The organism is Pauljensenia sp. C0170B4 (assembly GCF_056590235.1).
On sequence record NZ_JBWPVS010000003.1, the window covers coordinates 122,819 to 139,889 of the forward strand.

Annotated in this window: 11 protein-coding genes, 1 tRNA gene and 1 pseudogene; 4 read left to right on the top strand and 9 right to left on the bottom strand. The window is 56.3% G+C overall.

The window, feature by feature from the left end:
• Nucleotides 1–9: 9 nt before the first annotated feature.
• The 5 genes from AC1EJ1_RS04825 to AC1EJ1_RS04845 are packed head-to-tail and all read right to left on the bottom strand — an operon-like array spanning nt 10 to nt 10,964.
• On the bottom strand, nt 10–1,023 hold the full coding sequence (locus AC1EJ1_RS04825) for a saccharopine dehydrogenase family protein (protein ID WP_058237730.1): 1,014 nt from the start codon (nt 1,021–1,023) through the stop codon (nt 10–12).
• The gene (locus AC1EJ1_RS04830) at nt 1,020–6,752 is read right to left on the bottom strand and encodes a non-ribosomal peptide synthetase (protein WP_058237729.1); all 5,733 of its coding nucleotides are present in this window, start codon (nt 6,750–6,752) and stop codon (nt 1,020–1,022) included. Before AC1EJ1_RS04830 ends, AC1EJ1_RS04825 begins: the two co-directional genes overlap by 4 nt.
• Nucleotides 6,749–8,335, bottom strand: coding sequence for an AMP-binding protein (locus AC1EJ1_RS04835; protein WP_074026238.1), 1,587 nt, complete (start codon nt 8,333–8,335; stop codon nt 6,749–6,751). Before AC1EJ1_RS04835 ends, AC1EJ1_RS04830 begins: the two co-directional genes overlap by 4 nt.
• Nucleotides 8,336–8,350: 15 nt before the next feature.
• Entirely contained in the window at nt 8,351–10,390 is a 2,040-nt protein-coding gene (locus AC1EJ1_RS04840) for an ATP-binding cassette domain-containing protein (protein ID WP_285015983.1), read from the bottom strand.
• Nucleotides 10,391–10,406: 16 nt separating this feature from the next.
• A complete protein-coding gene (locus AC1EJ1_RS04845; RefSeq protein ID WP_157843532.1) occupies nt 10,407–10,964 on the bottom strand; it encodes an ECF transporter S component in 558 nt (185 codons plus the stop codon).
• 157 nt (nt 10,965–11,121) lie between these two features.
• Between AC1EJ1_RS04845 and AC1EJ1_RS04850 the strand changes: the two are divergent.
• Both AC1EJ1_RS04850 and AC1EJ1_RS04855 read left to right on the top strand, forming a co-directional pair.
• Nucleotides 11,122–11,337 (top strand): annotated as a pseudogene (locus AC1EJ1_RS04850) (4-phosphopantetheinyl transferase); the annotation flags it as partial.
• A gap of 6 nt (nt 11,338–11,343) precedes the next feature.
• Nucleotides 11,344–11,760 (top strand): 4'-phosphopantetheinyl transferase superfamily protein, encoded by a 417-nt coding sequence (locus AC1EJ1_RS04855; protein WP_257525629.1) that lies wholly within the window; start codon nt 11,344–11,346, stop codon nt 11,758–11,760.
• A gap of 87 nt (nt 11,761–11,847) precedes the next feature.
• Here AC1EJ1_RS04855 and AC1EJ1_RS04860 read toward each other — a convergent pair whose 3' ends face one another.
• Nucleotides 11,848–12,108 (bottom strand): integrase core domain-containing protein, encoded by a 261-nt coding sequence (locus AC1EJ1_RS04860; RefSeq protein WP_257590358.1) that lies wholly within the window; start codon nt 12,106–12,108, stop codon nt 11,848–11,850.
• 409 nt (nt 12,109–12,517) lie between these two features.
• Here AC1EJ1_RS04860 and AC1EJ1_RS04865 point away from each other — a divergent pair, with 409 nt between their 5' ends.
• Together AC1EJ1_RS04865 and AC1EJ1_RS04870 are read left to right on the top strand one after the other, a co-directional pair.
• Complete coding sequence (locus tag AC1EJ1_RS04865) at nt 12,518–12,772, top strand: transposase-like zinc-binding domain-containing protein (RefSeq protein WP_480295434.1); 255 nt, start codon at nt 12,518–12,520, stop codon at nt 12,770–12,772.
• A gap of 21 nt (nt 12,773–12,793) precedes the next feature.
• Nucleotides 12,794–13,171 carry a transposase gene (locus AC1EJ1_RS04870; protein WP_480295435.1) on the top strand — a complete coding sequence of 126 codons (378 nt, stop codon included), beginning with the start codon at nt 12,794–12,796 and terminating at the stop codon, nt 13,169–13,171.
• Between the two features lie 723 nt (nt 13,172–13,894).
• Here AC1EJ1_RS04870 and AC1EJ1_RS04875 read toward each other — a convergent pair.
• From AC1EJ1_RS04875 to AC1EJ1_RS04885, 3 genes are all read right to left on the bottom strand, one after another.
• Nucleotides 13,895–13,967: transfer RNA gene (locus AC1EJ1_RS04875), tRNA-Thr, on the bottom strand.
• Between the two features lie 133 nt (nt 13,968–14,100).
• Nucleotides 14,101–15,786, bottom strand: a complete 1,686-nt coding sequence (locus AC1EJ1_RS04880; RefSeq protein ID WP_480295436.1) for an alpha/beta hydrolase — start codon at nt 15,784–15,786, stop codon at nt 14,101–14,103.
• A 112-nt stretch (nt 15,787–15,898) separates the two neighbouring features.
• Nucleotides 15,899–17,068 carry a DNA polymerase III subunit delta' gene (locus tag AC1EJ1_RS04885; RefSeq protein WP_480295437.1) on the bottom strand — a complete coding sequence of 390 codons (1,170 nt, stop codon included), beginning with the start codon at nt 17,066–17,068 and terminating at the stop codon, nt 15,899–15,901.
• Nucleotides 17,069–17,071: the final 3 nt, after the last annotated feature.

Genomic DNA, 17,071 nt, shown 5'->3' on the forward strand with positions numbered 1-17,071 from the left:
GAACTGGTCTTACAAGCCTCGCTGGGTGCGGGAAATTCGCGCACCATATTCCTGGGATTGCGCCAACAGGTAGTCAGCAAGTTTCGGCAGATCAGCAACCTCGTAGGCTCCTGGTTTGATCTTGTCCGACACGAGGAATCGCGCTGCGCTGGCCGCCGCCACCGCAGTGAATTCATACGAAGTCAACCCTGACAACGACACAGTGGTAAGTTCAGACTTTCCCTGCATCGCGATCGACAGGGACGCAGGATGAGGCTGATTTGCCTCGAGGGCTTTCCTCGACACGCTGCGTGATGCTTTCCTGGCAAGCCAGGTGGAAATCACCGGCAAAGAGAAAATCCTCTTCTGCTGCAAAGCTGTCACCATCTGCCCGGACAGTGCTTCAAAGGCAACAAAGTAGCTGTAGTCCTGCACCTGGGGAAATACTTTGCCCACAGCACCGATATCGGGACACTCGTACCCGACAAATCGTTCTGCAGGTACCTGATGCGGGATTGTCACTATTTGCCTGTTCTGCATCATCCGATAGCCGCCATGCATTGTCGACATCATTGACTGCACGGCAGCCGCACCGGATGGCTGCCCTTTCCCGATGGTGAGTTCTGCACGAATCTGCGTGATGTCGTCTGTCGGAATGCTCATCATCAGAGCGGTCGACAGGCCAGGACACAGGCCCGCGCCCGTTACCATTACCACTCCGGCATCCCGTGCAGGAAGCGCCAGGATCGCTTCCCTGGCATCGATGGAGTCATTGACATCAATGTAGTTGGTGCCTGCTTTCATACATAGCAGAGCTACTTTGTCGAGGATCTTTTCGAAGGGACCGACACATGCGATCACCCAGTCATATGTGCTGAGCACATCGATGATTCTCGATGTCGACCCCGACAGGTTGAGCGTCACTTGATGCGGGTCGTCACTTTCGTGCCGCGAGCTGTAGTCAACGACGGCGTCGCTGTCAGCGAGCAGCTTTCTCACGCGAGTTCCGGTGACACCGGTTCCTCCCATCACCAGAATTTTCATGCCTGGCCTGCTTCCTTCACTGATTGGCGTGTACAGGTGTGAGTAATGAATTCTTCAACTGCCTGAACTGTCGGAGCGCTCGTTGGGCCGATGACAAAGGAATAATGGTTTCCCACTACTTTCTCTGTCTGGCGACAGTCCGCAAACTTCGCCCAGTCCGCGTAGTTATAAGCTTCACCGTCGTCGGGAACGACGATAAGGGTTGGAATGGCGCAATAAGATGGCGCGTACTCGTTTCGAGCAGCAATGAGGGTGCGCAAGGTGGACAGGTCGCGAACACGTACCTGGCCGGCGCAGACACCGAGGTCTTCGAGCAGGGAGTCGGAGAATGTCTGGGCGATCTTACACACCGCCTGCGGATCGTTCTCGACGCTGCTCCACAGCTCCAGCAGGCCTGCTGCTTTCTTCTCATACACCACACCGGCTCGTTTCAGCACTGTCTCATCGGCCTGCAGGGTGAATTCTCCAACGGGGGCATGGGCGCCCGGAGCCAGGCTGTCCAACAACACCAGCCCTTCGCACCGTGACGCCAGGAGGGACGCCAGAGCGTGCCCCAACGTGCCGCCGGCACTCCACCCCACGACGACAAAACGCGTCGACGGGGCGAACTGTCGGTCAATCTCGGCACGGTAGTGCTGCGCGATTTCTTCAACACTGATGTGCTGGGGCCATTGCCGGGCAAAGTAGTCAAACTTCAATCCCCAGATCTGAGGCCCCGCCTTCATTCCCAGCGCCAGGTCTCGATATATGTCGACGGTTCCGAACCCGCCGTGCACCATCACGATGACCAGTTCCTGGTCGCCCTGCCTGAGCAGGCTGAGCGAGGAAGACCGTTCATCCTGTTGAACCACGCGGGTCGAAAGCTGAGCGAGTGTGCGGATCGTGGGACTGGCCAGCGCCTGGGCGAGTGGAATCTTGCCGCCCGCATAGCGCTGCACCTTCTGAACCAGCTGAACAAAACCAAGAGAGTCGATGCCGACGTTGAAGAGTGATTCATCAAGATCAGTCTGCGAGTCCAACGCGTAGTCCTCATGAAGCCATCGGCGAATCTGCTGAATGCTTCCAGAAAGTTCGGTGGAATCGTTGCTTGCCTGAACCGTTGGAGTGCGCGTGTCGATATCTGCGCCTCGCGTGGATGCCCACGAATGCCGAATGGTTCGCAATACCTCGACTGGCACGGTGGAACTCAGGCTCCCTGACTCAGCGTACTGACGGAGGGAGGATTTAAAGTACGCAAAAATCTGTTCCATCAGGGCTGGATCGAGGATCTGCTCAACGAAGTCCCAGGAGATGTTCAAACCGCGTGCTGTTGGTAGAACCTGGTGGTCGATCAGAACCTGCGGAGTTTGCGAAATCGCATACTCAATGTGCCCGAGCACGGAGTTTTCGGCTTTCTTCGCATCAAAAAGCAGGGACGTAAACACAAATGGCGCCAGGGCCTGTCCTGCGAACCCTTGGAGACGCCCCATTTCTGCCAGCATCTGTACACCTGAGCGGGAATCGTCTATCTGTTCAAGAAGGAGTTGCTGGATCCGTGGCAATGCGTCCTGGCCCTCCGATTCATCGAAATCTATCAGGGCGATACCCGTGAAATCTCCGAACATTTCTTCGATTCCAGGCAGGTCGTAATTCCTGTTGTACGTCGTGACATTGATGCCGATCTTGCCCTCCCTCGAAGACAAAGCAAGGCTGGAGGCATATGCATAGAGCAGGACTGTGGACAGGGATACTCCCTGCTGTGCGGCGTAAGACCTGATCTTTTCCACCAGATCTTCGAAAACGTCCCACGACATTCTGCGCATATGTGGCCTGGCGACAACGCTCGTGTTCGCCGGCAGGACATTGCCGAGGGGGAATTCCTCCATCATGCGCTTGATTTCCGAGCTGTACGCATTGGCGCGGTTTTGATCCTGTATGCGCTTAATTGCGATCACGTGATCTCGATACGATCCCGCCACAGGAGGCAACTCTTCGCCTCGATACGCTCGGGCAAGATCCTTGATGAAGATACGCTGGCTCGCCCCATCGCCAATAATCATGTCGATGCTGAAGAAGAGCCGATGAGTCCCATCCGGCAACGCGTGTGCCTGCAGTCGGAACAGCGGCCATGTACCCAAATCAAAGCATTCGTGGCTAAGCGCCTCGCGTTCGCGCATTGTGGCTTCAGAGATTTCGCTGTCTGAGGCACAGCGCAGATCCTTGACGTCAACGGTGTAGCGGGGAACTTCCGGCAAGACACGCTGACGGCCATCATCGGTAAAGACGGCTCTCAGCATTTCATGTCGTTGAATCACCGCATTGAGAGCGTTTTCCAGGCGCTGCATGTCAGCATGGGTGACAGATTCAATATAGAAGTGCTCACCTACACCGCCAAGATCGAATCCCTGCTGACGCCCCACGTAATAGGCCATCTGCATCTCAGTCAAGGGGAATGGCGCATATGGATCATGTTCGATTGCAGTCATAGCGTTGTGCGACTGCTCAGACGCCTGGGCCGATTCAACCAGTTGCGCCGCCTGGAGGACACAGGGATTGCGAATTAGATCGCGGAACCTCAAACGTCTGCCGGTTCGTTCTCCAATCAATTTCAGCAGCATCTGGAATCTCAGAGAGTCTCCACCCAGAGCGAAGAAAGAGGCGGACGGGTCCTCGACGCGGGTGTGCAAGACTTCTTCGAAGAGTTCTTGCATGTTCAGCTGGCTTGAATCACTGGGGGTGCCGGCAACACTCTCCCCGCTATCACACGATGGCGAATTATCGTTGATTGTGCCTTCGAATAAAGCCTTCAAGGCTTTCTGGTCGAGCTTCCCGTTCACTGTCATCGGTATGGAATCAACGGGAATTAACGCACGCGGGATCATGTAGTCCGGCAGCTGCTGGGCAAGCTCGTCGCGGATCTGTGTGCCCTGGACACCATCACGCGGCACGTAGGCGCATACCAACGATGGGGTGTGCGCCCCTTCCATGATTGCCGCACACGACGTGATGACCAGCCCGGACCTGCTCAGTACTGATTCGATTTCTCCCAGTTCAATCCGGTGTCCAGATACCTTTACCTGTCGATCCTTACGGCCAAGGAACTCAACGAATCCTTCGTGATTGAACAGCCCGATGTCACCGGTCCTGTAGCACCGTCCCAGTCCGGGTATGTCACGAAATGCCTCTGCCGTGAGCTCAGGTTGGCGGGCGTATCCCAGAGCGACTCCCTGCCCTGATATCCAGATGTCACCGGGCACACCTCGTGGGCACATCGTCAGGTCGTATCCCAGGATGTGAATTCCCTGGCCCGCCAATGGGTAACCATACGGGATTCGGTTATCGAGGCTGTCCTCGTCGAGTGGGAACTGAATCGACCATATGCTGGCCTCCGTTGCGCCCCCGAGACTGTAGATCTGAGCGTTGGGAAACACGGCGTGCGCACGCGCCGGCATCGATGCCGGAATGCGGTCACCGCTGAGCATGATTGTCCTGACAGAGTCGAATCTGTCTGTTTGCTCGCAGCGCAGCAGTGCCAGTTCCATGAGGGCCGGCGCGGAATTCCACACAGTGATGTCCTGAGTGCGCAGAACATCGATAATCCGGTCGGCGTCTCGTTCATCGTGAACCATGACAAGTGTGGCGCCGGCAGCAAGTGAACCGAAGATGTCGTAGACGGACAGGTCAAACCCCAGGGACGACAAACCAATGATTCGCGAGTGTGAATCGACTCCATAGCGATCGTTGATGTCACTGATGGTCCCTACTGCACCGCCGTGGGAAATCTCCACGCCTTTGGGAACGCCGGTTGATCCTGACGTGAAGATGATATATGCCAGATCTTCACGCGATGGCGATGCATCTGAGACGAATTCACGCTTCACGCGGCTTTCACGCAGAGCCTCGTCGGTCGTGATCGTAACGGACCCTGGGATAAGGCGGCGGATCGCATCGCGACGGTATGCAGGCAGATGTGCTGCAACTGGAACATAAGCGGCACCGAGACGCAACGCCGCGACCATGGCGACAACGTCGGCAGAGTCTTTAGCGAATTCAATAATGACTGTGCTTTTCTCGCGCGCACCTTTTTCACGCAGATAGGCTGCCACGTTACCCGATGCTTCCCACAGCTCCTGATAGGTATAGCCGGGATCGGCAATGATTGCCTGGTGCGTCGGGTACTTCCGCACTGAATCTCTGACAAGGTCGAGCATGGTTCGCACCGAGTCGCCGGCCCGAACCGAATTGTATTTTTCGGACTCAATGACGGTGGCCTGATCAACCACGGGCAACGCATCGTGACCATCTGCGATGCGAGCCAGGAGCGACTTAAGGCACTCGAACATGTCTGTGGCATAAGGGAAATATTCGGGCACCACGTCCCACGACAGGTTAATCTGCCCATTTCCCGCCGGCATTGCCTGCATGTCGAGGCTGACTTGCGCTGTTTGAGTGTACAGATAGTCAATCTTCAGGTCAGAATTGGACGAGCCACCCAGATAACTTGTAAAGACAATCGAAGCTGTGGCCTGTTCCTGGTTTTCTTCCGTGCGCAGGAATTCAGTCATCACCTCCACCCCGCTGACGCTGCCGTGCACGATTCCGTCATGCATGTCTCGACTAATCGTTGATGCCAGTTCACCGATAGTGTCAGGATTGTCGACATCAATTCCCATCAGCATGGATGACGTAAAATCGCCCATCACTGACTTCCCCGGATCAAGTGCAGTTCGCCGTGAAACAGTCACGTTGCACATCAATCCCGGCGAATTGTTCCATCGTGAGACAACAGCAGAACATGCAGCCAGGATCAGAGCTGAAAGGCTCGCACCTGCCTTTTCAGCGACGCGTTCCAGTTTGCGTGACAGGTCCGCGTCCAGACGGTTATTCAGTCGCTCTGTGTGCCAGGGGTGATCTCCCATCACGCGGTGGGCAGGACACGTAGGCGTTGGAAAGTCCTGCACTTTCGTGCGCCAGTATTCCAGGTCACGCTGCCGCACAGATGCCTGAAGATGCTCAGTAGTGAGCCGGGTAGCCTGCCTCAAGGGCATTGCTTCAGGAAGATCCTTTCCTGTCAGAATGTCTCGGAGCTCGCGGAAGAAGACATACAGTGATCCGGCATCCATGATCACCATGTTGAAGTAGGCACACAGTGAAGCGTTTTCGTTGCCGAGAATGCGCACTCCCACCAAAGGCCCGTCTTCATTCGACTTCCGTGCCTGCTCCATCAGCTCCTCTCGCACGCGCGACCGGGCTGATGGCGAATCATCCTCTTGAGTTTCTATCGAAATGCTGGAGTCGGTGCGCTTCAGCGTACCTGTCTCCAGGTCGGGACGGTAGCTAAAGACATCATGGCGCTGAGCGATTGTACGCACAGCGGCAGCAACTTCATGAGCACTCGTCTCAAAGGCGGCTTCAGCATAAATGAATGTCGATTGCCCGCCCAGTTCAATGTCCTCTTCCGATCCCAGCAGATACGCAATCTGGATCGGACTCAGGCTGATTTCGTGATCGGGATCGGCAGCCTGATCAGATTCCGCCCGTTTTTCGATAATTCCAACCAGGTCACCAACAGTTGCGTCATAGTCCAGTCGGGACAGATCTATGGTGGCTGACAAACGCGCTTCAAGGCCGAGCACAGCTTGCATCAGCATCATCGAATTGGGTATACGAGCCCGCAGCAGATCATGAGGTTCAAACGTGACATCCACGATTGATTCAAGGATGTCGCATACAGTCTGTGCGTCCGTCACAGGAGGACCTCCAACTCTCGACGCAACTTTTTGCCGTTGGCAGTATGCGGAATCGCGTCAATACGCATAATCCTGCTGACCGGAATTCCGGCATCGGTCGCCATCACGCCGATAATGTCCTTATCGCTGACGTTCTTTTCGGTCACGGGAACAAACACAACCACCTGTTCTTCACCGCTTTGCGGGTCTGTTCGTCCCAAGACAACTGTCTCGATCTCCAGTTTTGTCATCAACAGGGATTCCAGGTCCGGTGAATAGTAGTTTTTCCCGTTAACAAAAATGATGTCTTTCTTGCGGGCAACGACGTAAAGGTTGCCCTCGTGAATCAACCCGATATCGCCGGTAGCAAGGAATCCATCCGAGGTGAGATCATGTTCAACAACACCGTTCATGCCTATCGACTCGTGTGTCAAGGAGGTTCCACGAATATAGATTTCACCCACTGTGTCAAGGGACAGCTGCTCACCGGCGTTATCACGAATCGACACTTCCATCCCAGGTACTGCCTGACCAACCGATACGAATTCCGCTCCGTCGGGTTGGGCAATATCGACATAGCGCGCACCGATCGCCACACGGGCTCGATCCAGACACACTGCCGTCAACGGCTCATATATCTGAGTGGTGGAAATCTGCAGACAGGCCTCTGACATACCGTAGGCCACGACAACGGCATTGGACCGAAGCCCGAATTTCGCCAGAGCCTCGCAGAAGGCATGGGCTGCTCTGCTGTCAACAGGTTCAGATGCGCTGATTATTTTCTGCACGCTGGACAGATCGTAGGAGGCTCCCTCGGGAATCCCGCGCGCCTTGAGGTAACGCAAAACATGAACAAACCCGAAGTTCGGGCATACTGTTACGGTTGCTCGATGGCGTGAAATGGCTTCGAACCAGTTCAGCGGGTTCATGATGAAGTCTGACGTCGGCATCAGAACCTGTGAATAACCACGGAAAATTGAATAGACATGGAAGCCGAGCAGTGAGAAGTTGTGCGTGAGCGGCAACCAGGTGAGCATGCAGTTCTCAAAACGCTGTGGCTGTCGAGGAATGGTCGCCTGCATTGCAGACATCAGGGTTTCCTCAGTCAGGATGATGCCTTTGGGGTCTCCTGTTGATCCCGACGACATCTGCACCAGCCGAATGGATTCGCCGTTTGTCTCAGACAGAGGCAGTTCTTCGTATGTTTCAGTGCTGTTAACTGTCTGAACCGGCAGACACCGTTCACTGTGGATATGCGGCGCAGTACGTTCATCGGTAAGAATCACAGCGTCCGGCAGCATGTCGGCAATGCGGCTTACACGTTCCTGATCGTTGGTGGACACGGCTGGCGGTGCAGCTACAGGTATGGCGCCCAGCCAGATGCAGCCCCAGAACAAATCAATAAGATCGCGATTACCGGTGAGCTGGAAGACCACGTGCTGACCTGGGCGCACTCCCCGGGCAGCGAGTTTCCCTGCGACTCTCGGGCTCTGGTGGTAAAGATCAGAGTAGCTGAGGAAACTTTCCTCGCCGCGCACAATAAAGGTTATACCTTTGTTTTTTTCGTTTTCCAGATCCTCTAAAACAGACAGGAATTTTCGCATAATCAATACTCTTTTCTAAATCCAGATCGATATGACAATGGCCAAAAAGATCAATAAAATCGTTATTGGGTCGCGCAGCCGCCATAAATAAGTGTGGCGATATGTTTTTTTCGAGAATCGACCAAAGCCACGCGATTCCAACGTGTCGTTCAGACGTTTCGAGTACCTAATGGACTCGACGAATAGTGGAAATGCATAGCGCACAGGGAGCAGAATTCGCGTCAGAGCTGCATTGAATGCGCTGCCCGCTTTGACGTTTCGCAGTCGTACTGCGGCTGCTATGAAGGGCTGGGTGTTGTGCAGATACTGCGCAATCGACACGCCGCTCAACATGATGCTGCAGTATGTGTACGGCACTTTGAGCCGCTGCGATACCGCATCCGCCAGTTGGGTGACGGTTGTCGCCGATCCGGCCCACAACGAAGCAGCCAGGATCAGCGATCCCAGTGCGCCGTGTCGAGCAATGCGCGCCACATCAAGAGTTGCTCCCACATACCAGCTGCCACGCAGCGCCATGAGGGAAAAGGCCAGACCTGCGCACGTTGCCGCGACAGCGTGGAACACGAAAGTGCGCCAGTTTCTGTGGAAAGGTACAGCAGCCAGAAGAGCTCCTGCGCTGAGGGCCGCAACAGCCTCCGCATGAGGAAGCACAATCCCCAGAACGATGAGTCCGATGAGCACTCCGATAGCGGTGACCGGGTTCAGGGGAACGGTCGCATCTGCTGGGCGGCGACGGGAACGGACAGGACCGTGTTCATCGGATTTGACTTCAGAATTCACACGCGTGTGCGTACGACTCATATCGACACTGACGTCACGCGGCAGCAGTTCCTCGTCGTGTGAGCTGACAACAACTATTCCACCGTTGCGCGCATAGGCCTTCAGGACTGTTCCCAGCACCTGGCTTTGGTTGAAATTCGCCGTTGGCTCATCCAGGACAACTAGAGGACGGTTTGACAACAAACACAGTACGATCCCCAAGGCTCTTTTACGGTTCCCACTGAGCGAGTATGGAGATTCGCCAAGAAGATCGGTCAGCCCAAAAAGTTGCGGCAAAACAGCAAGATCCTGCGGACTCAAAGGACCCTTACTGTCGCTCCTAACGAAGGCACTATTCAGTTCTTCTTCAACAGTGTTCAGGACAAACTGTCGTTCAGGATTTTGCTGCGCCCAATCGAGCATTCCATCTGGAAGCCGGCGAACACGTCGACCATTGACCGTTATTTGCCCACCGTCAGGTTTGACAGCTCCGGCGATAACGGCCATGAGCGTTGTCTTGCCGCACCCATTTGGCCCAGTCAGCATGTAGATGTGTCCAGGTTGAAGGTCAAGGCTGACAGCATCCAGTCTGACAGGATCGTGACCGCATGTGATGTTGCGCAAACTGATGGCGGGGCCTTTCAGGGCACCGTGTGCGTGTTCGAATGAAACAGGTTCTGGGGCGCGGTGAGGCTGTCGCGGTCGAGGAAGAGCGACGAGGGAGTCTGCCCACTGCGGCTTTAGGGTCCGGTTCTCACACAGGACAACTGCGATTCCATCATCTGCCAATTGTCGCAGGACGTGGTAGACAGTGTCCCGACCTGCTTTGTCGATGTTGCTGCACGGGTTATCAAGAACCAGCACGTCGGGTCTCCGGGCGATCGCCGAGGCTAACGCCAAGCGCTGACGCTCTCCGCCGGAAAGCGTCCACGGATTTCTCGCTTCAAGTCCTTCCAGCTCCATCGCGCGGAGTGCCCATTGGCATCGCTTTTTCACCTCGACCGGTGGTAACAGGAGATATTCAAGCGAACTGGCCGTTTCGTCCAGTACTGACAGTGTCGCTACCTGACTGTCGGCATCTTCTCCAACGTAGACGACTTCGTCGCACTGAACGTGACCGCTTACGTGTAATGACGACGGCAGTAGCCCGCTCATGGCTCTGGCGTACAGAGTTTTTCCACTTCCGTGTTCCCCACTGAGCACGCAGAGCTGGCCGCGCGCGACCTGGAAAGAGATGGGACCAACAATTGTTTGCCCGCCATCAGAGATAACGGCAAGACTTTCCACTGAAAGCATCGGCAGCGGACCGTCACTAGTGCTCGCCGAGTACGCCGGTCAGACGCACCTTGGATCCGATGAGGAAGCACAGCCAGGTTCCTGCCAGCGCAGAAACCAGTGCGATCAGCATGCAGATGATCGGAAGCGTGATGCCGGGCGTTTTGATTCCGATACTTGCGGGCACCATGAAACCCATGAAGGCACCGAGGATACCTCCGGCCACGTAGTACTGAACGGTTCGCCAGGACCGGTACAGAGTCACCAGGAATGGAATCTCGACAATTAAACCTTCAAAAAGCAGAGCTGGAATTGCCGCCAGACCAAAGGGGGTTGTAACCGCTGAGATTACGCCGATAGCGCCGCAGGCGAGCAGAGCTGAGCCGGGACGCCTGACAAGTACGAGGGGCAGAAGGCAAGGAATCACCCACAGTCCCAGAGTCAGGGCAACAAGGTAAGTGTGGGCAAGGGTCGCGAAGATCTGCAGATACGTCAGCGGAACAATAACTATCGACCCAGCGACTCCAACTGCGACAGAGACGAGGAGTGCCTGCGTTATCGATAGATTCTTTTCATTCTTTACTTCCGCGTTCACAGAGCGACCCCTCTCGGTATAACCAAGCACTATTTACATAGTTAGGTTAGGGTAACCTAATTCCTAAAAATTATGCAACAAGGATTTTTTAAAAATGTGCCGACAGATCTATGAGGGCCTCTTTCCAGTACAGGTCTACGCGCGAGTGGCGTGGGGCATGCACGAGGAAGTGCTATTTGCGTCAGAGCGCACGTATCTACGAGGGGCGACGCGTCAACGGCGCGAGGAATTCATCAGCGTGCGAGCGTGCGCACGAGATGCCCTGAGATGTCTGGGCCTGTCCCGACCGCCATTGATCGCGCACGCTATTCGAGGATTGCAGTGGCCGGAAGGGACAACTGGTTCACTCACACACACCGGACAATATCGTGCTGCAGTCGTGGCATCGTCACAGGACGTGACAGGAATCGGAATTGATGCCGAGAGCGCGTTGCCACTACCCGAAGGGCTACGAGACCGAATTCTCACCCCCGGGGAGTGCCAGATTTTTCGCAGAACACCAGCCCTGGAAAATTCAGCGTGGGACAGGATCATTTTCAGTGCGAAAGAAGCCGCCTACAAGGCCTATGCTCCAGCGACCGGTCGCTTCCTGGATTTCCTCGACTGCGAGTTAACTACAGACCTGCAGGGAAAAGACCCACTCCGCATTGATTCCGGTCGCTTCGGTGTAGTGATGAAAGGTCGTGATAGAGCGCTCATTAACGGAGCCTGGATCATCGCCAATGGCTTGATTCACAGTGCTGCCTGGATAATGAGCGGAGTCACTGCTGCCTCATCCATGTCCCCTAATTGCTAAAAAGCCGGTTAGAGCCATCAGGAAAAGACCCTCATTTTAATAAAAGGCTTTGGGGTGCGCGAAACTGACGTGTCCTGGGTTTGCTTCCTAGGCGTTTGCCCTGGTTTCCATTTTCTTTGATGTGCTCGCGATGTTCCAGTAGTCGTTCTCGATCTCGACCGGGTTGCGGTAGTCGAGGCCTTGGTGGAGACGGGTGCGGCTCCACCAGTTCACCCATTCGAAAGTCGCGACCTCAACCTCGAGCACATCACGCCATGCGCGGGTATGGACCAACTCGTTCTCATACGAGCCATTGACGTTCTCGGCCAACGCATGGGCGTTCAACGCTAGCTTCTCGAACCTCGTCACGCTGCACACGGTGGTCTGTGAATCGGCACTTCCCCGCGAGCGTGGCGTGCCGAATTTGCGCCTCCCGATGCACATACCCCTAGATTTAAGGCCTCCCGATGCACATACCCCTAAATCTTCGCCTTTTCGTGCACATACCCCTAGATAAAGAGGGCGTGCTGCCTCGTCCGGTACCTGCACTACGCCGTGACCTGCATGTTTGAAATTCGGGTGGAATGTAGCGCCGTTAGATCTAGGGGTATGTGCATTTTGGCGAGAGTTTTTAGGGGTATGTGCACATCCGCACGCCTTTTTTAGGGGATTGCGCACGGCTGCACGTCATGGGGTTAATGCCCGGAATGTGTGTACGTGGTGTTGGTTTTTGTTCGGTGTGTCAGGGATTTGAGCGCTGTGTACATGCTTTGAAAGCATGTATGGTCCATGGTCTAGAAATCGGCCGCGTTGTGGTGTATGCGGCCACAAGCTTGTCAAGAACGGTCAAACCAGTGCTGGAAGAACCAGATGGCGGTGCCGAGCGTGCGGGGCGTCGAGGGTTATCAACCGCCCAGATGCCACCAGGCGAGCCCAGGCATCACTTTTCGTGTCATGGCTTCTGACAGGAGTGTGCGTCAAACAGCTGGCAATGCCGACAACCTCGTTTGCCAGAAAGGACTCCTGGTGCTAGCAGGTTGATCCTCCGCAACCGTTGATCACTGGTGAGATTTATGATCAGATCATCATCGACGGGATCTATCTATCCCACCACTGGTGTTTACTGATCGCAACAAACGGGTCACACGTCATTGGCTGGCAATGGTGCGACCGTGAATCCGTAGCCGCATGGCAGGCGCTTCTTTCCAAGTTCCCAGCCCCTACCGTGGTCGTCACCGATGGCGGGCCAGGAGCACTCAAAGCGATCCGGCAATGCTGGCCCGCCACCGGGGTTCAGCGCTGCCTGTTCCACGTGCGGCTCAACACGAAAACCGACCTGACAGGGCACCCGAAAACCCCTGCCTGCAAGGCATTACTGCGCCTCGGAGGCAACCTCGCCGCCATCAACACTCTCGACGAAGCCGCCACATAAGCCACCCAACTCAACAATTGATGGAACGCTTACGGGTATCTCACCCGCGAACGAACCTACAACACCAATTGGCAACCAGGACGACAACACTGGTGGTACACCCACTACCGGCTTCGACGCGCCTACCTGCGCCTAGCGAAGCTACTGGCCAACAAAGTCCCTGTTCACTCATCTTGCCCCCAGCGTTGCCACCCTTGGGATAGCAAGAACCACAAGCAGTCTCGAAGGCGGGATCAACGCCGGCATCAGAAAACTGCTCGCCGCTCACAAAGACCTGTCACAAAACCACATGCGAACCGCGGTCCAATGATCCCTCAACAACAAAACAATCCACCCCCACCAACCGGTACGCTACCTCACCAGCCACTACCAGCCACCAGCCCACAAACCCCTCACCACGCGTGCCGACAACCCCGGCACACCAGCCCGCTACGACACCACCATCGACTACAACACCAACTACCAAGACGGATCACTACACATCAAAAAAGGCTGGGCCGGACACTCAACACCCCGCGACACGCCCACCCCATACACACATTTCGGGCACTCACCCCAAAATTCTTCGGCATAAACCAGATTATTCCCATCCACCCAAACGGAAGAAAACCCGGGACACTTCAGTAGACCTGCTCCCAACAATGGACAGACTTGGAGGATGGATACCCGCGCCGTTCACCCCCGGATATGCGAAAGCCCCCGCTCTCGCGGGGGCATCACCAGAGCCACCTGTGGGAATCGAACCCACGACCTATTCATTACGAGTGAATCGCTCTGCCGACTGAGCTAAGGTGGCCGCGTTCCTTATCAGCGCTACGCGGCTCCGCCACGCGCATCAATTGATAGGCAACGACGTTTACTGTAGCCGACTACCCACGCCTGCGACAAATGCTCGACAGGTGGAGCGCGTCACGCCCAAAGGTTAGCGCCTAATCCGTGCACTGAAGGCCGTCCTGCGGCACGGTGCCATTGAGGAAGAAACCGTCAACCGCGTCGCGCACGCACCGCGACCCGTCGCGCGAATACGCCGTGTGATTCCATCCATCCCAGCTCACCAGCACGCCCTTACTGAGCTGGTCGGCAAGCGCCTGCGACATCACATAAGGCGTGGCGGGGTCGTGCGTCGTTCCCACCACAACAATCTCCGGGGTGCCTTCAGCGTGGATCGGTCCGCGTTCGCGCGTAGATTCAATGGGCCAGCCTTCCAAAGCGGCAGAGGAATACCCGGCGAAACGACCCATGAACGGCAGCTCAGCTTTCATCTTCTCCGCTGCAGCAGCCCATTGCTCAATGTCTCCGACCGGAGAATAGTCCAGGGAGTTAATCACGCTGATTGCTTCCATCGAATTATTCTGGTACGTGCCATCAGCGTTGCGTTCCATCAGCAGATCTGCGAGTGCCAGCATCGTTGACCCATCGTCCTGCTTGATTGCCATATCCAGCCCCTGGGTCAACGCATCGTGCAACTGCGTGTCGTACAGCAGGCCGATCACGGCGCTGAAGGCCAGGGAAGACGTCAGCGGTCGGTTAGGATCCTGCGTCTCAAGCGGTTTTTCTTCCAGTTGATCGAAGAACGCGTTCAGAGTCTCCAGTCCTTCGTCAACACTTGACCCCACCGGGCAGTCCGACGATGCGGAGCACACTTTGATCCAGTTTTCGAGGGCGTCCTCGAACCCCTGCATCTGCAGTCGTTCAACGTCGTCAACACTGAGCGACGGGTCAAGTGCACCGTCAAGCACCATACGTCCGACCTTGTCGGGGAACAGCTCAGCATACGTCGCTCCCAGGTAGGTACCGTATGAGTACCCCAGATAGGTCAGTTTGTCCTGTCCGAGGGCGGCTCGCGCCATATCAAAATCCTTGGCAGCTGAGATGGTGTCGACATGCTCGGCCAGGGAGCCGCTGTGTTCCTTGCATCCAGCTGCCAGCTTGGCGGATTCAGCCTTTAGATCCTCAACAATTTCCTGCGGCGTGGGCTCTTGAGTACTGTCGGATTGATCGGCCGGATCATCGGACATCGCGGCCGTTTCATCGCGTTCTTTGTCTGTCAGGCAGATGACCGGCGTGGACTGGCCGACTCCGCGCGGATCCAATGCCACGATGTCAAGGCGGTCCGCCAGATCCATCGACAGTCCCTGGCTCGCAATGTAGGGCAGGATCGAAGTTGCCGGACCACCGGGCCCACCGGGGTTATAGAACAATGCACCTTCGGATTGCGGTGCGCGGTGAATGGCCAGCGCCAGTGCAATCACATCGCCGTCGAGCTGGTCCCAATCCAACGGTGCGTACAGTGCGCCGCACTCATATCCGTCTGATGACTGCTGCGAGCCTTCCATCTGTTTGAGGTCGTCATCAGTGCATTCACGCCAGTTGACTTTCTGCTGGTAGAAGCCCTCAATGGTTGGTTCCGGCAGGTCACCCAAAGTGTCGCTGAACGTTGATCCCGAGGTGATGACCGTGCGACCATCTTCGCTGACGGCTGACTGCTGGTGAGCGGCAGATCCACCGCTCTTGCGGTCGTGTCCAATGATCAGCACGGCACTGACAGTTGCCAGCGCAACGACGACCAGTATGGCGAGCAGAATTATCACGATGTTGCGTGAACGCGTTTTCATGGGTCAAGACTAACAATGATTCAGCTGCCTACCCCAGTAGGAGGCCGGGGCCTCCTGGTTCACGGACAGTGTCGATGCGGTCGCGCACCCTCCGGCTGGACGCCACGCGTATCTAGCGCAGCGCCACCACCATTGCTTCCATTGCGAGCAGTGGATTCGCTCCGTTGGTCAGTCTGGTGCGCGCCTGGTCAATCACGTCGATGCGTGCCAGGGTCTGCTCCGGACTGGAGGTGCGGGCGATACGCTCGATCACCTCCGCAACATCGTCATTCATCAGATCCTGATTCGCACCAAGCTGCAGCATGAGGACATCGCGGTACACACTCATCACGTCCAGCAGAATCCGATCCAGCATGTCGGTCAGTGAGCGTTTCATGCGGCGGGTCTGGTTTTCACGCAGTTGGCGCAGTTGTGAGCGCACATGCGGCGTCATCTTGTCACCCTCGACCATGCCGAGCTGGTAGCGTAACTTGGCTTCTTCTTCCGTGTTGCGCTGCTCGGCAACCGTCTGCGTGTCACTCTTCGCCATCTCAACTAGGTCATGGGCGGCGACAGCGGCTTCACCGACTGAGGCAACGTGAATGGCGGCGCGGATGCGTTGACGGCGCTTGTCGCGTTCCTTGGGGTCACGCGCCAAGGCTTTTGCCCGCCCGATGTGGCACTGCGCTGCCCGCGCCGCCTCGCGCGCCACGTTCATATCCACGCCGAGCTGCCGGACCAGCAGACCAGCCACAGCGTCGACCGATGGGATGCGCAAGGACAATTGTCGGCAGCGTGACCTGACGGTGGTGATCATGTCTTCGGGGCTTGGTGCACACAGCACCCACACGGTGCGCTCGGGAGGCTCCTCGATAGCCTTGAGCAGGATATTCAACGAGAGTTCCTGAATGCGGTCCGCGTCTTCAATAACGATGACGCGCCAGCGGCCCTGCGAGGGCGCCACCTGGGCGCGCATGATGATGTCGCGCACCTGTTCTGCAGTAATAATGCTGGTTTCTGTGGCAACACTCAGCACGTCAGCGTTTGTTCGAGCCACTGTCGTCACACATCCTGGGCACGTGCCGCACCCGATCTCACTTCCTGTGCACTGCAGGCACGCGGCAAATGCGAGCGCAGCGTTGGATCGCCCGGAACCCGGCGGCCCTGTCACGAGCCATGCGTGGGTCATGGAGTGGGTGCTGCGATCACTGTTGCCCTCGACGATGTGGCGGGCGGCGCGGGCAGCTTCCTGCAACGTGGCGACGGCCTTTTCCTGACCGACAATGTCATCCCATACGCTCATCGC